Annotated in this window: 16 protein-coding genes; 4 read left to right on the top strand and 12 right to left on the bottom strand. The window is 36.1% G+C overall.

The genetic code is table 11. The annotated features are described in order from the left end of the window. Positions 1-94: 94 nt before the first annotated feature. Together BN1225_RS13730 and BN1225_RS13725 are read left to right on the top strand one after the other, a co-directional pair. Positions 95-1,579 (top strand): DUF1846 domain-containing protein, encoded by a 1,485-nt coding sequence (locus BN1225_RS13730; RefSeq protein ID WP_041140339.1) that lies wholly within the window; start codon positions 95-97, stop codon positions 1,577-1,579. A 129-nt stretch (positions 1,580-1,708) separates the two neighbouring features. After that, complete coding sequence (locus BN1225_RS13725) at positions 1,709-2,566, top strand: LicD family protein (RefSeq protein ID WP_041140338.1); 858 nt, start codon at positions 1,709-1,711, stop codon at positions 2,564-2,566. A gap of 114 nt (positions 2,567-2,680) precedes the next feature. On the opposite strand, the gene BN1225_RS13720 is transcribed toward BN1225_RS13725, so the two are convergent. Then, positions 2,681-4,423, bottom strand: a complete 1,743-nt coding sequence (locus tag BN1225_RS13720; RefSeq protein ID WP_041140337.1) for an ABC transporter ATP-binding protein — start codon at positions 4,421-4,423, stop codon at positions 2,681-2,683. Beyond that, a complete protein-coding gene (locus BN1225_RS13715; RefSeq protein WP_041140336.1) occupies positions 4,392-6,149 on the bottom strand; it encodes an ABC transporter ATP-binding protein in 1,758 nt (585 codons plus the stop codon). Before BN1225_RS13715 ends, BN1225_RS13720 begins: the two co-directional genes overlap by 32 nt. Before the next feature lie 109 nt (positions 6,150-6,258). Between BN1225_RS13715 and BN1225_RS13710 the strand changes: the two genes are divergently transcribed. Next, a complete protein-coding gene (locus BN1225_RS13710) occupies positions 6,259-7,125 on the top strand; it encodes a LysR family transcriptional regulator (RefSeq protein WP_041140335.1) in 867 nt (288 codons plus the stop codon). Here BN1225_RS13710 and BN1225_RS13705 read toward each other — a convergent pair. From BN1225_RS13705 to BN1225_RS13685, 5 genes are read right to left on the bottom strand one after another with little or no spacing between them, the layout of a single operon-like run. Continuing rightward, the gene (locus BN1225_RS13705) at positions 7,106-7,735 is read right to left on the bottom strand and encodes a pentapeptide repeat-containing protein (RefSeq protein WP_041140334.1); all 630 of its coding nucleotides are present in this window, start codon (positions 7,733-7,735) and stop codon (positions 7,106-7,108) included. The genes BN1225_RS13710 and BN1225_RS13705 overlap by 20 nt on opposite strands. Further along, positions 7,732-8,625: a ParB/RepB/Spo0J family partition protein gene (locus tag BN1225_RS13700; RefSeq protein ID WP_041140333.1), complete on the bottom strand. Its 894-nt coding sequence runs from the start codon at positions 8,623-8,625 to the stop codon at positions 7,732-7,734. The genes BN1225_RS13705 and BN1225_RS13700 overlap by 4 nt, the downstream gene beginning before the upstream one ends. After that, complete coding sequence (locus BN1225_RS13695; protein ID WP_041140332.1) at positions 8,612-9,385, bottom strand: ParA family protein; 774 nt, start codon at positions 9,383-9,385, stop codon at positions 8,612-8,614. The genes BN1225_RS13700 and BN1225_RS13695 overlap by 14 nt, the downstream gene beginning before the upstream one ends. Then, positions 9,360-10,259, bottom strand: a complete 900-nt coding sequence (locus tag BN1225_RS13690; protein ID WP_052466722.1) for a phosphatidylserine decarboxylase — start codon at positions 10,257-10,259, stop codon at positions 9,360-9,362. The genes BN1225_RS13695 and BN1225_RS13690 overlap by 26 nt, the downstream gene beginning before the upstream one ends. A gap of 1 nt (position 10,260) precedes the next feature. Next, positions 10,261-10,875 carry a CDP-alcohol phosphatidyltransferase family protein gene (locus BN1225_RS13685; protein ID WP_041140331.1) on the bottom strand — a complete coding sequence of 205 codons (615 nt, stop codon included), beginning with the start codon at positions 10,873-10,875 and terminating at the stop codon, positions 10,261-10,263. A gap of 396 nt (positions 10,876-11,271) precedes the next feature. Between BN1225_RS13685 and BN1225_RS13680 the strand changes: the two genes are divergently transcribed. Next, complete coding sequence (locus BN1225_RS13680; RefSeq protein ID WP_041140330.1) at positions 11,272-11,883, top strand: sugar O-acetyltransferase; 612 nt, start codon at positions 11,272-11,274, stop codon at positions 11,881-11,883. A gap of 121 nt (positions 11,884-12,004) precedes the next feature. Here the strand turns inward: BN1225_RS13680 and noc are convergent, their stop codons facing one another. The 5 genes from noc to BN1225_RS13655 all read right to left on the bottom strand — a co-directional run bounded on the left by noc (position 12,005) and on the right by BN1225_RS13655 (position 17,201). Further along, complete coding sequence (noc, locus tag BN1225_RS13675; RefSeq protein WP_041140329.1) at positions 12,005-12,781, bottom strand: nucleoid occlusion protein; 777 nt, start codon at positions 12,779-12,781, stop codon at positions 12,005-12,007. Positions 12,782-12,790: 9 nt separating this feature from the next. Further along, positions 12,791-13,498: a 16S rRNA (guanine(527)-N(7))-methyltransferase RsmG gene (gene rsmG, locus BN1225_RS13670; protein ID WP_041140328.1), complete on the bottom strand. Its 708-nt coding sequence runs from the start codon at positions 13,496-13,498 to the stop codon at positions 12,791-12,793. 10 nt (positions 13,499-13,508) lie between these two features. After that, complete coding sequence (gene mnmG / locus BN1225_RS13665; RefSeq protein ID WP_041140327.1) at positions 13,509-15,368, bottom strand: tRNA uridine-5-carboxymethylaminomethyl(34) synthesis enzyme MnmG; 1,860 nt, start codon at positions 15,366-15,368, stop codon at positions 13,509-13,511. Positions 15,369-15,492: 124 nt separating this feature from the next. Beyond that, the gene (locus BN1225_RS13660; RefSeq protein WP_041140326.1) at positions 15,493-16,428 is read right to left on the bottom strand and encodes a G5 domain-containing protein; all 936 of its coding nucleotides are present in this window, start codon (positions 16,426-16,428) and stop codon (positions 15,493-15,495) included. Between the two features lie 14 nt (positions 16,429-16,442). Beyond that, complete coding sequence (locus BN1225_RS13655) at positions 16,443-17,201, bottom strand: TatD family hydrolase (RefSeq protein ID WP_041140325.1); 759 nt, start codon at positions 17,199-17,201, stop codon at positions 16,443-16,445. Between the last annotated feature and the right edge of the window lie 110 nt (positions 17,202-17,311).

The raw sequence follows: 17,311 nt of genomic DNA, 5'->3' as shown, positions 1-17,311 counted from the left end.
TTTATGATTTGTTTAAAAGTATAAAATATGTTTAGTAAATTGAGTCGAACTTTGCTATAATAAGGAATGATGTTGAAAAAAGGAGTGTGAAGAAATGAAGAAAATTGCTTTTGATAATGATAAATATGTGAAACTGCAATCAAAACACATATTGGAACGAATTGGACAATTCGGAAATAAACTATATTTAGAGTTTGGCGGTAAATTATTTGATGACCATCATGCGGCTCGTGTACTGCCAGGCTTTGCCCCGGACAGCAAATTAAAGATGCTGTTAGAAATGAAAGATAAAGTAGAAGTTGTGATCGCCGTATGTGCCGGTGATATTGAAAAAAATAAAATTCGCAGTGATATGGGAATTACCTATGATGTTGAAGTGCTGCGTTTAATCGATGCTTTCAGAGATATCGGACTCTATGTCGGTAGTGTGGTGATTACTCAGTATTCTAATCAGCCCTCTGCAGATACCTTTAAAAGTCATTTGGAACACTTAGGCATTAAGGTCTTTTTGCATTACCCTATTGTTGGTTATCCAAACAATGTGGAACTCATCGTTTCTGATGAAGGTTATGGTAAAAATGATTACATTGAAACAGAAAAACCATTGGTTGTCGTAACTGCACCGGGTCCCGGTTCAGGAAAAATGGCTACTTGTCTGTCACAGTTATATCACGATCATAAACGTGGCATTGAAGCAGGTTATGCAAAATTTGAAACTTTCCCGATTTGGAATCTGCCATTAAAGCATCCTGTTAACTTAGCTTACGAAGCAGCAACAGCAGACTTAAATGATGTCAACATGATTGACCCATTCCATTTGGAAGCTTACGGAGAAACAACTGTCAACTATAATCGTGACGTTGAAATTTTTCCTGTATTAAATGCTATGTTTCAAAAGATTTTAGGTGAGAGTCCTTACAAATCACCGACAGATATGGGGGTTAACATGGTAGGATATTGCATTTGTGATGATGAAGCCGCTTGTGCTGCAAGCAATCAGGAAATCATTCGTCGTTATTATAATACAAAAGTAGAGTTTAAAAAGGGGCATGCCGATGAAGAAGCAATTCGTAAAATTGAAATCATTATGTCCACAACCAATATTTCAACCGATATGCGCCGTTGTGTTTCTCCTGCATTAAAGAAAGCAGAATTAACAGATGGACCGGCAGTCGCTATTGAATTGCCAGATGGAACCATTGTAACAGGTAAAACGTCTTCTTTGTTAGGTGCAAGTTCTTCAGCCTTATTAAACGCATTGAAAAAATTAGGAAATATCAATGATGAAATTCCTTTAATTTCACCAAGTATTATTGAACCAATCCAGCGTTTAAAAATTAATTCATTAGGGAATAATAATCCACGTTTACATACTGACGAAATTCTTATCGCTTTGGCAATCAGTGCAACGACTAATCCCTTGTCTCATTTAGCTTTACAGCAGCTAGATAAATTAAAGAATTGTGAAGCACACAGCACCGTTATTCTATCACAAGTAGATATGACAACATTCCGTAAATTAAATATGAACTTAACTTGCGAAGATAAATATCAAACAAAGAAACTTTATCATCGTTAATTTTTAAAAGCCTAATTGTAATATTAGGTTTTTTACTAATATATATTACTAATAATTATATTGACTTATATTCTTCATATTATTAGAATAATCAGTGAGTATAATTTAAAATATGGAGGAACTTATACAATGCAGGAATATGATCCCGTTTCCTTAAAAAAGGTGCAGAATATTATATTAGAAATATTAAAAGATTTTAAAGAAGTTTGTGCAAAACATGATATTCCCTATTTTGCTTTTGCTGGAACTGCAATTGGAGCAGTACGTCACCAAGGATTTATCCCTTGGGATGATGATATAGATGTTTGCATGTTGCGAGAAGATTATGAACGTTTTTTAAAAATTGCACCAAAAGAACTAGGAGAAAAATATGATTTGTTGACTATTGAAAATACTGATGGCTATGTCTTAACCTTTGCAAAACTTTCTAAAAAAGGAACCGTGTTTATAGAAGCAACTGATACAAATAGAACATATACATCTGGTATATTTCTGGATATTTTTCCTTTTGATGTATTAGCGACTGATCCTAAAAAACGAAAAAATCAAATTCGTTGGGCTTGGTTTTGGGCAAGAATGTGTGTTATGTCAGAATACAGTGATGTGAAACTACCAAATAATCTACCCAACATAGCTAAAGTATTTGCCACAATTATTGTAAAATGTATCCACTACATAATGAAAATTTTACATATTTCAAAAAAAATGCTTTATAAAAAGTTTCTTAAGAATGTTAGAAAATATGAGCATATTGAAAATAACTATGTCACAGATTTTTCTGGTGACGAGGCAAATATTCTATATTTTAAAACTTCTGATATCTTCCCTCTTCAGGAGATGCCTTTTGAAGATACAACAATCAGTATGGCGCATGACCCACACCCAAATTTAAAGTTAAACTTTGGGGATTATATGACGCTTCCTCCAGTAGAAGATCGAAAAAATCATTATCCTAGTGTTTTAAAATTTGGCGATGAAGATAATTAATATACTTTTAAATCATTAATAGCTATTATTGCTTTAACGATTTTATATCTAAGATTAAACAATAAAAAAGGAAATTCCTATCAATGGATTTCCTTTTATTTTGATCTAAAACTGTTAATCTTCATTTTTCGCAAACTGACTTTGATACAAGTTCGCATAAAACCCTTCTTTTTTAAGAAGTTCATTATGTGTCCCCTGCTCAATAATTTTTCCGGCGTTCATAACTAGAATGGTATCGGCATTTTTGATAGTGGACAGACGATGCGCCACAATAAAGCTTGTCTTGCCTTTCATCATTTCATCAAATGCACGCTGAACACGAATTTCCGTCAAGGTATCAATCGAACTGGTCGCTTCATCTAATATTAGCATAGGGGGATTCAACAACATCACTCTGGCAATTGACAATAATTGTTTTTGTCCTTGGGAAATACTGTTGCCGTCATCACTGATAATCGTGTCATATCCTTGCGGCAAACGTTTAATAAAGCTGTGAGCGTAAGCTTTTTTTGCTGCCGCTATGATCTCTTCATCTGTCGCATCTTTTTTACCATAGGCAATATTTTCCTTGATCGTTCCACCAAATACCCAAGTATCTTGAAGCACCATACCATACAATCCTCGTAAATGATCCCGTGACAAAAGCATCATATCCTGATCTTCAATCTTAATACTTCCGCTATTGATATCATAAAAACGCATTAATAAATTAATAATCGTCGTTTTACCGCAGCCGGTCGGACCAACAATCGCAATACGTTGTCCCGGCTGAACATGGATATTCAAATCACTAATCAGCGGACGACTTGGCTGATATGAAAAATCTACGTGATCAATATCCACTTTTCCATCGCAATGATCCAATGTCACTGCCGGTATATGATCTGCTGACTGAGACGGCTGATCAAGAATACTAAAGATTCGCTGAGCGGCGGCTACTGCACTTTGCAGTTCAGTAATAACACTGGAGATATCGTTAAATGGTTTAGTATACTGATTAGCATAAGATAAAAAGCTTGACAGCTGACCGATGCTGACACGACCATAAACAACACTCATTGCCCCATAAATACCAACTGCCGCATAGACAAGCCCATTAACAAAGCGAGTACTGGGTCCGGTAATCGCACTTAATACTTGGGCTTTTACTCCAATTTTTTGTAAACGGCCATTAATTTCTTCAAATTCTTGCTGACTGACAGATTCATAACTAAATGCCTTCACAAGTTTTAACTGACCAATGTATTCTTCAACAAATCCTCCCATTTCTCCGCGCACTGCCAATTGTCCACGCAGGAACTTATATGAGAACTTTGCAATTAACGATGCAACAACTAGTGAGATCGGGGTCATAAAGAATACGATCATTGCGATGTTGAAATTAATCGACATCATAAAGATCAGTGTCCCAACAATCGTCATGATTCCGGTAAACATATTAGAGAATCCTTGAAGTAATCCGTCACTGATCAAATCGATATCCACAATAATCCGACTGATAATTTCTCCATGAGACGTCGTATCAATATACTTTAACGGCATCACTTCCAATTTACTAAATAGTTCTTCACGAAGATCTTTCACCGTGCGATATGAAAGCTGATTTGTACACAACTGCATAAAATAGGTCAGCACTGCGCTCATCGCCACCACGATCGCTAAATTTCTCAATATGATAATCAGCGCCCCAAAATCTACCAAGCCCTTTCCGATCAGTTGATCGACAGCCTGACCAATAATGATTGGCGTTAATAAAGTAAAGAACACACTGCCGATAGCACCTAAAAGTGCCCCGACAAAATATTTTCGATATGGCTTTACATATTTAAGCAGTCGTTTCAATGGTTGTATATGCATTTTCTAACTCCTTACTAGATAACTGAGACTTACAGATTTCTTCATAAATCCCGCAATCTTTTAATAATGATAAGTGTGTTCCTTTTCCCACAATCTGACCTTCGTCTAAAACTACAATCAAATCTGCATTTCTTACTGTATTAACACGCTGTGAAACAATGATCACAGTCGTATTTTTCATGTTTTTATAAATTGCTTTTCTTAAAGCCGCATCTGTCGCAAAATCCAATGCACTAGCACTGTCATCCATGATTAAAATTTCCGGACTGCCCACCATGGCACGAGCAATGGATAAACGCTGACGTTGTCCACCAGATAAATTCTTTCCCCCTTGATAGATCATCGTATCTAATCCTTGTGGCAATTGATCAACAAAGTCCTTAGCTTGGGCAATTTCTAAAGCATGATAGATTTCTTCATCCGTTGCATCATTTTTCCCCCATTGCATATTCTTTCTCAACGTACCGGAAAATAGAGATACTTGCTGAGGGACGACAGAGACCTTTTTTCTTAATACATCAAAGGCATAGTCTTTTACATCAATTCCATCGATTTTCACACTTCCCTTAGTTACATCATAGAAACGTGAAATCATTTGAATCAAGGTTGACTTCCCTGCACCTGTTACACCAATTATCCCAATGGTTTGATTTGGTTTGATTTTTAAATCTATATTCTGCAAGAAAGCCTCTTTTGAACTGTCATAAGTAAAATCGACATTTTCAAATTCAATGCGATAATCGCTTTCAGCCCTTATTCCCTCTCTTGGATTTTCTACAACGCTGGCTTGAATATCAAAAACCTCATTGATACGTTTTGCACTGGCATTTCCTTTATTAATAATGACTAGCGTATTTGAAAAAGCAATCAAAGCATTTAAGATCGTTGTCATATAGCTGATAAAAGCAATGATTTCTCCCTGACTCATGATCCCATTATCAATCTTAATTCCCCCTTGATAAATAATAAGAATTACCGCAATATTTACAATCAAGATCGTAATCGGATTCAATAAAGCATTGAGCTTACCTGCTTTTAAAGCGAGGTCTCGCTGTTTTACCGCTGCATCTTCGAAACGTGCTTTTTCATAGTCTTGACTGGATACAGAACGAATAACACGTACCCCTTCAAGATTTTCTCTGGTAATCAAAGATAACCGGTCCAGCATTTTTTGTACCTTTTTAAATGCCGGCATTGTCCTAGTAATAATGTAATAAATACTTAAAGCAATAAAGATTGAAGCGATAATAAAGATAACCGATAATTGAAAATTTAATCGAATAGCTAAGATCGTAGCCCCAATAACTAAGAACGGGGCACGTGAAGCCATACGAATTGTCATAGCGATCGCACGTTCCACATTATTAATATCACTGGTAATACGTGTCATTAATGATGGCGTTCCGATCCTATCTATTTCTTTATGAGACAATGATTGAATATGTGAAAACAAAGCATTACGAATTTCTGTTCCTGTTCCTTGTGAGGTGACAGAAGCAAAATATTGACATGTTAGTGAACAGGCATATCCTACAGTAGACAAAATCACTAACATCATCCCTTTTTGTAATACAACTAAAGCCTCTCCCGTTGGAATCCCGTTATCAATAATATCTGCCATGACTAATGGAACAGCTAATTCCAAGGCTGCTTCAGCTATTTTAAAGAACGGTCCGAAGAAAGCTTGCCATTTATATTTTTTTAGATATTTAAGCAATCTAAACATAATTTTCCCCCTATCCTTCTTAAACTTCCATCATTATAATATAAATGTTATTATATTAATAGTATATATTATATATAGTTTCTATATCTTATAAGTATGGGAGAATATTATGGAATTCAGACAGCTACTTTATTTTAAAACAATTGTTGAAGAGGGAACCATATCAAAAGCAGCCCTTGCATTGCATATGGCACAGCCGCCATTATCTATGCAGCTAAAAAGCTTAGAGGAGGAGTTGGGAGTCACATTAGTGAAACGATTACCTCGTCGTGTAGAGCTAACTTTGGAAGGCCGCCTTTTTTATAAACGAACATTACAGATTTTAGAACTCTGTGAACAGACTGCCAGAGAAGTTCAGGATATTAATTATCATCAAAAAATTCATATCGGCATTACTTCTTCAAATGGAGGTATAATGCTCGATCCTTGCCTTGATGCTTTTAAAGCGAAATACCCGGATTTAGCTTTTGAGATTCATGAAGGCAATACTTACGAAATGATTGATGAGATCAAATCCCATCTTATTGATTTGGCAATCATTCGTACTCCCTTTGACAGTACCGGATTAAATTTTAAATACTTGCTGCAAGAACCGATGATAGCCATTGGCGGAAATGAATATTTAAAAGATTTTCAACAAATAACACTAAGCGAGATGATGCCATTTCCTTTGATTATTTACCGTCGCTATGAACGTATCATTCAGGACGCCTGTTTAAATCAGCACTTAGTTCCTAATATTATCTGTAAAAATGATGACTGCCGCACCTCTTTATTGTGGGCAAATATGCATAAAGGCATTGCAATTGTTCCACAATCCGCACTGTCGCTGTACGCTATTTCAAAGGAAATTAAAAAAGTTCCCATCTTAGAACAGGAACTTTATACAAGTGTCGCTATTGTTTGGCGAAATGATCAGGATTTATCTACCCTAATCAAAGAATTCATTGAAGGATTTAATCCTCTTTCACAATAATTCCTAATAAACGCGAAAGAGAAATTGCTTGAAAAGTATCGACGATCGCTCCTTTTAAGTCATTGAGCGTTATCGCGATTCCTTCGATTGTATTCGTTCTTAAATCTACTCCGTTCAATGAAGTAAAAAAGAATTCACAGCGTGTTAAATCATTATTTTTAAATTCTATACCTTTAATCTTCATATCATTAAAACTGCCATAAGACAGATCATTTTCTTCAAATAACAGATGGTCTGTTTTTGTTTTGGAAAAATTCATATAGGTCATTAAACAGCGTTCAAAATGAACATCTTTCATATAAGATTCAATAATTTCTAAACCTGTACATTTACATTCAACAAACGCACAACGCAATATGGAGATATTGGCTAATGTCAGATTCGCTATTTCACAATGGTCAAAGTGACAGTCGACAAAACTGATTCGATGATCTTTAGCTAGGAAAAACTGCACGTTCTTAAAACGGCAGCCATCAAATTCTCTGATCCCCTCTTCATCTATTATCGTATTTTCAAAATAGCCATGACTGATAAACCCATCATCCATAACCGTTATAATGGATTCCACCGGTTCTAACTTAGGCAGAATTTTAGGGGGATTTATTTTCATGATTCTTCAATCACTCCCATTAATTCTAAAATACGATTCAAATCATCGGTATCTGTATATTTTAAGGTAATGGTTTGATCTTCAACCTTTGCCTTTGTTCTGAATTTCTTGCGCAAAAGTCCTTCTACATAAATAAACTCTTTGCTTTTTTCCGGTTTTTCTTTCTTTTTATTGTTTTTGCTTAATTCGATTCCACGAACAATATTTTCCACATCACGAACAGATAAATGATCTTGGATCGCACGATTTGCAATTTCTTCTGCTTTTTTAGCTTCTAACGTAATCAAAGGTCTTACATGCCCCATAGACAGACTGCCATCTAACACATAGGTTTGCAATGCTGCAGGAAGTTGTAATAGTCTTAAAGTATTTGCAATGTGCGTTCTTGACTTTCCTAAACGTGTCGCTAATTGTTCCTGTGTCAAAGACAGCTTATCCATCATCATGCGATAAGCCTGTGCTTCTTCGATTGCATTCAAATTCTCTCTTTGAATATTCTCTAACAAAGCGACTTCCATCATCTGGTCATCATTAAACTCTACGATAATTGCCGGTACTTCATTTAATTCAGCAATCTTAGCTGCTCTAAAACGCCTTTCTCCTGCAACAATCTCATATCCTTGCACCGATTCTTTTAAGATCAATGGTGTAAAAATTCCATGTTGCTTAATCGATAAAGCCAATTCATTTAATTTTTCTTCATCAAATAAACGTCTTGGCTGATAAGGATTCGGACGAATTTTATCCAAAGCGACTGTGATTTGTGAATTCTTTGGTGTATTCTTTTCAATATCATCGATAAAAGAAGTCAAGTCTCCGCCAAAGATATCATCTAAACCTTTTCCTAAACGCTTTTTAGTTGTTGTTGTTTTCTTTTTACTTGCCACCATTTCTTACGATCACTTCCTTCGATAGATTTGCATAAGATTTTGCTCCTTCAGAAGTACGGTCATAATCATAAATACACATTCCTTCCGATGGTGCTTCTGATAATTTAATATTTCTAGGAATAAAGGTTTTATAGACTTTATCTCTAAAATATTTTCTTACTTCTTGGGATACTTCTATTCCTAAATTAGTACGCTGATCCAGCATTGTTAATAATACGCCTTCGATAGATAAATCAGGATTGAAAGAATCTTGAATAAATTTAATCGTGCTAAGTAACTGAGTCAATCCTTCCAACGCATAATATTCACATTGTACCGGAATTAATACGGAATCACTGGCTGCCAAAGCATTGCGGTTAAGCAGTCCTAAAGAAGGCGGACAGTCAATGATGATAAAATCATAATCATCTTTGACTCTTGCCAGTTTTTCTTTTAAACGCAATTCTCTTCCTGTCTTGAGTTCTGACAGTTCCAAATCTGCCGTCGCAAGATCAGCACTGGCTGGAACAATCGATAAACGAGGTACAGAGGTACATAAGACAACGTTTTTTACTTCCTCATCGCCAACGATAATATCATAAGATGTTCCTTTTATCTGCATACGATCAACACCGATTCCCTGAGTTGCATTCGCCTGAGGGTCAATATCGATCATCAATACTTTTTTATTCAAATAGGCTAATCCTGCTGCTAAGTTCACACTCGTTGTAGTTTTACCTACGCCACCTTTTTGGTTAGTGATGGATATGATCTTTCCCATATGTTTCTTCCTTTCTGATTGCTACGCCGATTTTTTCTCCCATTTTAACTTTGACTTCAATATCCTGTGTTGAAAAATCAATAATATCCTGGTCTATTTCTACGGTGTTTTCTTTAAATAATAAGACGACGGTAGAGCCGCCAAATTCAAACCATCCTTTAATCATTCCTCTTGTAAACGATTTAAGAGGTTGGTTTTTTATTTTTCCTACCATCATTGCCCCTACTTCCATCGCAATGATTTGATCAAAATGAGCAGTCTTTAATACATTGACATGCCGACTGTTCGTTTTATAAATTTTATAATGATAACTGGCAATGGGATTTACTGTATGTAATTTGCCTTTAATTCTATAATCAAATAAATACTCACCCTCATCAATAAAGCAGTAACGATGATAATCGTCAACACTCAAACGAAAGATTAAGGCAATTCCATTTTGATATTGCTGTGCCAATTCTTTATTTTGCAATAAATCTTCAACACTATAAAGACTATCTTTAATCTTAAAGCCAGTATGCTCATCTATTCTATAATAAGTCACCTTACTATCGCAAGGGGAAATTAAATGATCTGCCATTTGATCGATAGGCCGACATTCTTCTTTGATCTCCCTTGTGAAAAACTCATTATAGCATGAATACTTTGTCAGTTTATACTCATTCATATCAATGTTGTTGTTTTTGATAAAAGAAGGGATCAAAAACGTTGAAAAACGAGTATTTAAAAAACCACCCGCTACTTTAGATACAGTTGGTCGAATCAATGGACGAAGCAATAGTCTGCCAAACGCATGTGAGTAAAGAAATCGCATGGAACTCGTCTGATCATCAGGTAAAACTTCTCCATTTCTTTTAACGATGTGATTCTTCATTCTAAATCAACCTCAGCAGCAGAACAAATTCAATCAAAGCAATAATGACCATAACGCTAAGTCCTTTTTTGCCTGCTTTTCTGATTCGAATATCCAATACGAAAAGCATCGCTACCATAATCACGACAGCTCCGTATATTTGTATAAAATAGGTTCCTAAATAGTCTTTTAAAGCAAATACTAACGGAAAAATGATCGCCGATGTCGTGACAGGCATTCCCGAATAATATTTTCTTTTATCTGTTGTCTGCTTCTGTCTTGAACTTTCCTGTACATTAAAATACGCTAAACGTATCATTGCACAAAGAACATAAAGCAATAGAATCAAAACAGAGAAACTATTTTTCATTCCTAAAGAATAGGCGATGACTGCCGGAAAAACACCAAAGCAAACTAAATCAGTCAGGGAATCTATCTGAATTCCAAACTCTTTTTCTTCATCATTACGTGCTTTTGTACGTGCAATCGGTCCATCCAGCATATCGCAAAAACCAGATGTCATCAGACAAATGAACGCAAAAACCGGTTTTCCTGACATTGCAAAATGAATCCCAACGACTGAGACGCAAAGACTGATATATGTTAAAATGACTGTATAGTTATAATACCCTAGCATTGTTATTCCTCCAAAATCTCCTACTATTTGACATTATAGCATAAAACACTTTGACTATTATCATTATTTTTCAAAAATGTAAGTTTTAATGGTAAAGAAAATCCGCTTCAAGTCGATAAACCACAGAGATTCCTTAGTCTTGTTTACTTTTTCACACAACATATTAATAACGTATTTTTAAAATTTTATTTACATACTCTGCCTTGAATTCAATGACAGCATAGATATTATAGGTTCAATATTTATTGATCTATTTCAATTGCTGCGTTATACATCAATATTGATTTAATATGCAATTTTGATATCCTATTATAAAATGTTATGTCAATGAATATTCATTGTTACTGCATACTGTGTTAAAATGAAAACAGTTATAGATGACTGGGAGGATAAAAAATGGATTTAGAAGAAATGTTGCGGAGAATGATGACGGGAAAGCTCTACCTTCCCAATGATGAATCGATTATGAACGAACAAGCCTTATGCTTAGAAAAGCAATACGATTTTAATACCACACGTCCATTACAAAAAGAATTACGCCAAACGCTTTTAAAAGATATGCTGGCAAGCATTGGAGAAAACTGTTATATTGAACCTCCGCTGCATGCTAATTGGGGCGGCAAACACCTGCATTTAGGAAATAATGTCTATGCCAATTTTAATCTCACATTAGTTGATGATGTTGAAATATATATTGACGATTATGTCATGATTGGCCCTAATGTAACGATTGCTACCGGAACACATCCGATCTTACCGGATTTAAGAATGCAATGTTATCAATACAATATGCCAGTCCATATCGAAAAAAATGTATGGCTTGGTGCAGGGTGTATTGTATTGCCGGGAGTCACTATTGGTGAAAATACGGTTATCGGAGCAGGCAGTGTCGTGACCAAAGATATTCCTGCCAATGTCGTTGCCGCAGGGGTTCCATGCCGTGTGCTTAGAGAAATCAACGATCATGATAAACAATACTATTATAAGGATCGAAGGATTGATTTATAATAGCGAATGTTATGCACTAACAAAAACATGTCTGAAATAAAAAAGACATGTTTTCTTTATTCATCTTTCCTACATATCCATATTTTTACAAAATAAAAAAGTTAAGAAAACTGTTTCCTAACTATTTATTCTTTTTGATCTTAATGGTCATTACATAATAATCATCCTGATCACTTTCATCCATTACCAGATCAATACCGGTTTTATGTACCATCTCAACTGCTTGTTTTACTGTATTGATCGCCAATTTAATATGTTGTGAAATCCCTCTTTTAGGGGCTTTTTTTATCGTTTCTTTCTGTTTTTTATTGATCATGTCTTCTGTTTGCTTGACGTTCAACCCTTGATTAACAATTTTATTTAAGGTTTTTACTTGTGAAGCGGCATCCGGCAAACTCAATAAGGCACGAGCATGTCGTTCGGTAATTTCTCGATTCTTTACAGCATCCTGCACTTTCTTAGGCAGATTCAGCAAACGTAATTTATTAGCTATCGTGGATTGTTTCTTTCCTACTTGTCCGGCTAAAGTGCTTTGCGTATAACCATAAGCTTCAATTAGCTTTTGATAAGCGACGGCTTCCTCGATTGGTGTTAAGTTTTCTCTTTGAATATTTTCAATGATCGCTACTTGTGCCAGTTTTGCATCATCATATTCTTCTACGATGCAGGGAATCGTCTGCATCATTGCTTTTTGACACGCTCTATAACGTCTTTCTCCGGCAACGATCTCATACTGTCCTAATTCGATAGGGCGTACAACAATCGGCTGAATCAATCCGTTTTCACTGATGGATTGCGCTAGTTCGCTGATTGCTTCGCTATCAAAATAGGTTCTGGGTTGATTGGCATTGGGAACGATATATTCCATATTAATCATTTTTAAATTTTTCTCGCTCATAGTTTTCTCCTATTTCAATGGACTTTTCTTGATTTTAGCAAACATTCGCGGATACCCTTTTGGGGTAGAGGACATCTTATGAATATAAATATTGACACGCTGATCCTCATGATCAGGTAAAGTAAATTTCTCTATCTTTTCTACTTTACCCCCTAATTTTTTGATAGCCTGCTGACATTCTTTTAATTCCTGCTCTCCCTGAGCTCCCTTTAAGGTAATGAAATATCCCCCCACTTTGCATAAAGGCAAACAAAGTTCATCCAAAATATTTAGTCTGGCAACTGCCCTGGCACTGACAATATCAAATTTTTCACGATGATCGACTGCATATTCCTCCGCTCTGGCGGCAATTGCCTGGACATTTGTTAAGCCTAGTTCTTTTACCAAATGATTTAAAAAGGTAATGCGCTTATTTAAAGAATCTACGATGGTGATCTTTAAGTTCGGAAAGACGATTTTTAAAGGAATACTGGGGAAACCTGCTCCGGCACCTATATCACATAAACTTTCATCATTTAAAGGATGAGTGAAAGCAAGGGTTAATGAATCATAGAAATGTTTTAGATAAACATCTTCTTTTTCAGTAATATTGGTTAAATTCATTTTTTCATTCCACTCTACCAATAATTCAAAATAACTTTCAAATTGGTTTAGCTGAGTTTGTGTTAATTCAATATCATGTTCTTTTAAATGTTGAATAAATGTTTCAATATTCATAGGCTTTCCTTTACTTTGAATAATTTTGTTTTAAGTGAATAAGTAATACCGAAATATCTGCCGGATTTATTCCTGAAATACGGCTTGCCTGTCCTACGGTTAATGGTCGTATCTTGGTGAGTTTTTGTTTTGCTTCCAAAGCCAGATTCTTGATGTCATCATAATGAATATCTTCAGGTATTCCTTTTTCTTCCATTTTCTTTTGTTTTTCTACTTGACGTTTTGCCTTTTCAATATACCCAGCATATTTGATTTCAATATTAATGTCATTCATTTCTTCATCTGTCAAATGTGGGGCGTCAATATAGGGGATTAGTACTTGGTAGGTGACTTCCGGACGCTGAATCAGTTCTTTAGCGCTGATTCCCTCATTTAATCGATTAGAGCCTAACTGTTCGATGACGTCATTCACTTCATGTTTTGGTGTGAAGCGAATGGTTTTTAGACGTTCAATTTCATGATGAATATGTTCTTGTTTCAATAAATACTGCTGATACACAGTTTCACTGATTAATCCGACACGATGAGCATGATCACGCAAACGTACATCGGCATTATCATGACGAAGCAATAAACGATATTCTGCACGTGAAGTCAGCATTCGGTAAGGTTCTTCAGTCCCTTTAGTGACAAGGTCATCAATCATCACCCCGATATATGCTTCATCTCTGCCTAATATAATCGGTTTTTCATTCTTAATTTTCATGACAGCATTGATTCCGGCAATTAAGCCTTGGGCTGCCGCTTCTTCATAACCGCTGGTTCCATTAATCTGTCCGGCAGTATATAAATTTTTAATTACTTTTGTTTCCAAGGTTGGCCATAATTGAATAGGATCAATCGCATCATATTCGATTGCATAGGCATATTTCAATATCTTACAGTTTTCTAATCCCGGGATTGTACGTATCATTTCTTCTTGAACATCATGAGGTAATGAGGTTGAAAATCCCTGAACATAGATTGTTTCCATGGATTTAGATTCCGGTTCTAAAAAGATCTGATGCTGTGGTTTATCACTAAAACGCACCACTTTATCTTCGATAGATGGGCAGTAACGGGGGCCGATTCCCTTTACAATTCCCGAATACATGCTTGAACGGTGTAAGTTATCACGTATGATCTTATGCGTTGTTTCATTGGTATAAGTTAAATAGCAAGGGGTTTGTTCCTCGATTGGCATATAATGTGTTGTTTCAAAACTAAATGATAGTTTAGCATCTGTTCCCGGCTGCAAAGTTGTTTTTGAATAGTCAACACTATCCTTATGTACACGTGGAGGTGTTCCCGTCTTTAAGCGCTGGATCTTGAAGCCATAATCCGCTAAACGATCTGATAAATGCAGTGACTGTCTTTGCTGATCAGGTCCGCTTGGTGTCTTGTTTGCACCGACTAATATTTCCGATTTCAAATATGTTCCTGTTGTCAAAATCACACAGGTGGCTTCTATTTTTGTTCCATCTTCTAAAATAATGCCTTGGACTTGACCGTTTTCAACGATCAGATCTTCTACCATTGCTTCTTTGACATCTAAGTTTTCTTGGTATGAAATGATTTCCTGCATATATTTTGGATAATCTACTTTATCTGCCTGCGCCCTTAAAGATTGGACACCCGGTCCCTTTGCCGTATTCAGCATTTTCATTTGCAGATAGGTATGATCGGCAGTTTTTCCCATCTGTCCGCCTAAAGCATCGATTTCACGAACAATGATTCCCTTAGCGGGTCCCCCAATCGATGTGTTGCATGGCAGACTCGCTACATTATTAAAATTAGAGGTGATCAGAAGGGTCTTCAATCCCATTCTGGCTGGTGCCAACGAGGCTTCTACACCGGCATGACCACCGCCGACAACGATAATATCGTACATACTCATCCCTCCTAACTTTTACTATTATAAGCATAATTGTTCTATATTACAAATAAAATTGGTTAAAAACAAGAAAAGCTGAGTCGTCTAAACTCAGTTTTTCTGTTCTTATTTTTATAATCCATTAACCGACAATTCTAAATTGGGTATTATAAGAAGTTGATCCGCTAAAGAATCGGGTTCCTTTTTCTGACCCACTAAAGATATCGATTTTTGTACCGGTTATATCGCCACCGCGATCCAACACTACCCCATAGATAACGGGTTCTAATGAAAGGTTATGATTAGAAATTTCAATAATCGTTCCAAATGGAATCGATCTGTCAGCAGCTAACACATAATACCAACCGCCATTATAGAAAACTTTGGCACTTCCGGAATTGTTTGCACCATTACCATTTAATGTAACTCCGGCAGCAGTAATTCCCGAACATCCATAACAGTCTCCGCCGTAAGTCGTTAAACGTCCGGTGAAGGCACCTGAAACCGAACTTCCTGAAGCAATAACAGTCGTCTGAGCCGGTGCTGTATAATTTTCCACTTGGTTTATCGTTTCTTTAACTGTTGTTTCACTGATTAATTCACGACTGGCTTCTACACCATTTTCTAATCGAACTTTATACGTTTTTTCGATCAGTCCATTTTCACCAACCTGTAAAACTTCTACACTGGCTCCATCAACGTCATCACCATTGATTTCAGTGTCAAACGGAACTTCTTCCTCTGTTTTTTCTTCAGTATACGTCACACGTGTGATTTCTACTGTTTGGTTGTCTTCCAATAAAGTAGTTGCATCCATGTTTAAGAAGTCATCGCTTCCTAAAGTAATCTCTAATTCATTTAATACATCTTGTAATGTTGCCTGTTGTACTAAATGTCCAACCGGTTCATTAGCGCCATCTTTGATCGAAATATTGATAGCGGGTGTATAGTTCTCAATTTTTGTCATGGCTTCAACATGATTGAAACCAAATGCAATTGCCACATAAGCAATCGCCACTAATAATAACATCTTAATTCTCGAGTCTGTTTCCTCGATTTTCTTTACAAAATTTTTCATCTCAATTTTCCTCCTTATTTAATACCAAGCACTCTTTTGGCATTAAACGTTGTGATTCTAGCAACGTCTTCTATTTCCATGTTTCGCAGTTTTGCGATTTCCATGGCAATATACATAACATTTGCAGGCTCATTCAACTTTCCTCGGTATGGATGAGGTGTTAAATAAGGACAGTCCGTCTCGATCAACAATCTATCTAAATTTATATTTTGGGCTACTTCTTTTGGTACCCTGGCATTTTTAAAGGTCACAGGTCCGGCAAGAGAAATATAAAATCCAATGTCGATAAACCTTTGAGCCATCTCATAGCTACCGCTATAACAATGCATGATACCATAATGTTGACCTGCCTTTAGTAATTCGTAGGTATCATTCAAGGCATCCCTTGAGTGAATAACAAGAGGTACGTTATGCTTTTTAGCTAGCTCGATCTGCTTACTAAATACTTCTTGCTGTTTGGCTCTGGGAACTTCATCCCAGTAATAATCCAGTCCTACTTCTCCTAATGCAATTACTTTTTCTTGAGCGAGCATCTCATCTATCTGATTCAAATCTTCATCTGTTGTCTCTTTACAATCATTTGGACCAATGCCTACAGCTGCATAAATAAAAGCATACTGATTGGCAATCTCAATCGCTTTACGACTTGTCTCTAAATCGAAACCAACGACCATCATCTCGTTGACTCCATTTGCTAAAGCATGTTCGATATACGTATCAATGTCCTCATATAAAGGGCTGCTGTTCAAATGAACATGGGTATCAAAGTACATGAGCCTCACCTCGGGCAACATCATAACAAATATTCATTTCTTTGTCAAATCTCTGCCATTAAATTGCATTTTTCGCCGATTTAATCGGTTCTTTTTAACAAACCTCCTTT

Source organism: Beduini massiliensis (assembly GCF_000829905.1).
In the GTDB taxonomy this organism is placed as follows: domain Bacteria; phylum Bacillota_I; class Bacilli_A; order Erysipelotrichales; family Coprobacillaceae; genus Beduini; species Beduini massiliensis.
Note: the sequence above shows the minus strand (reverse complement) of the source record. Positions and strands in the feature narration are given on the sequence as shown.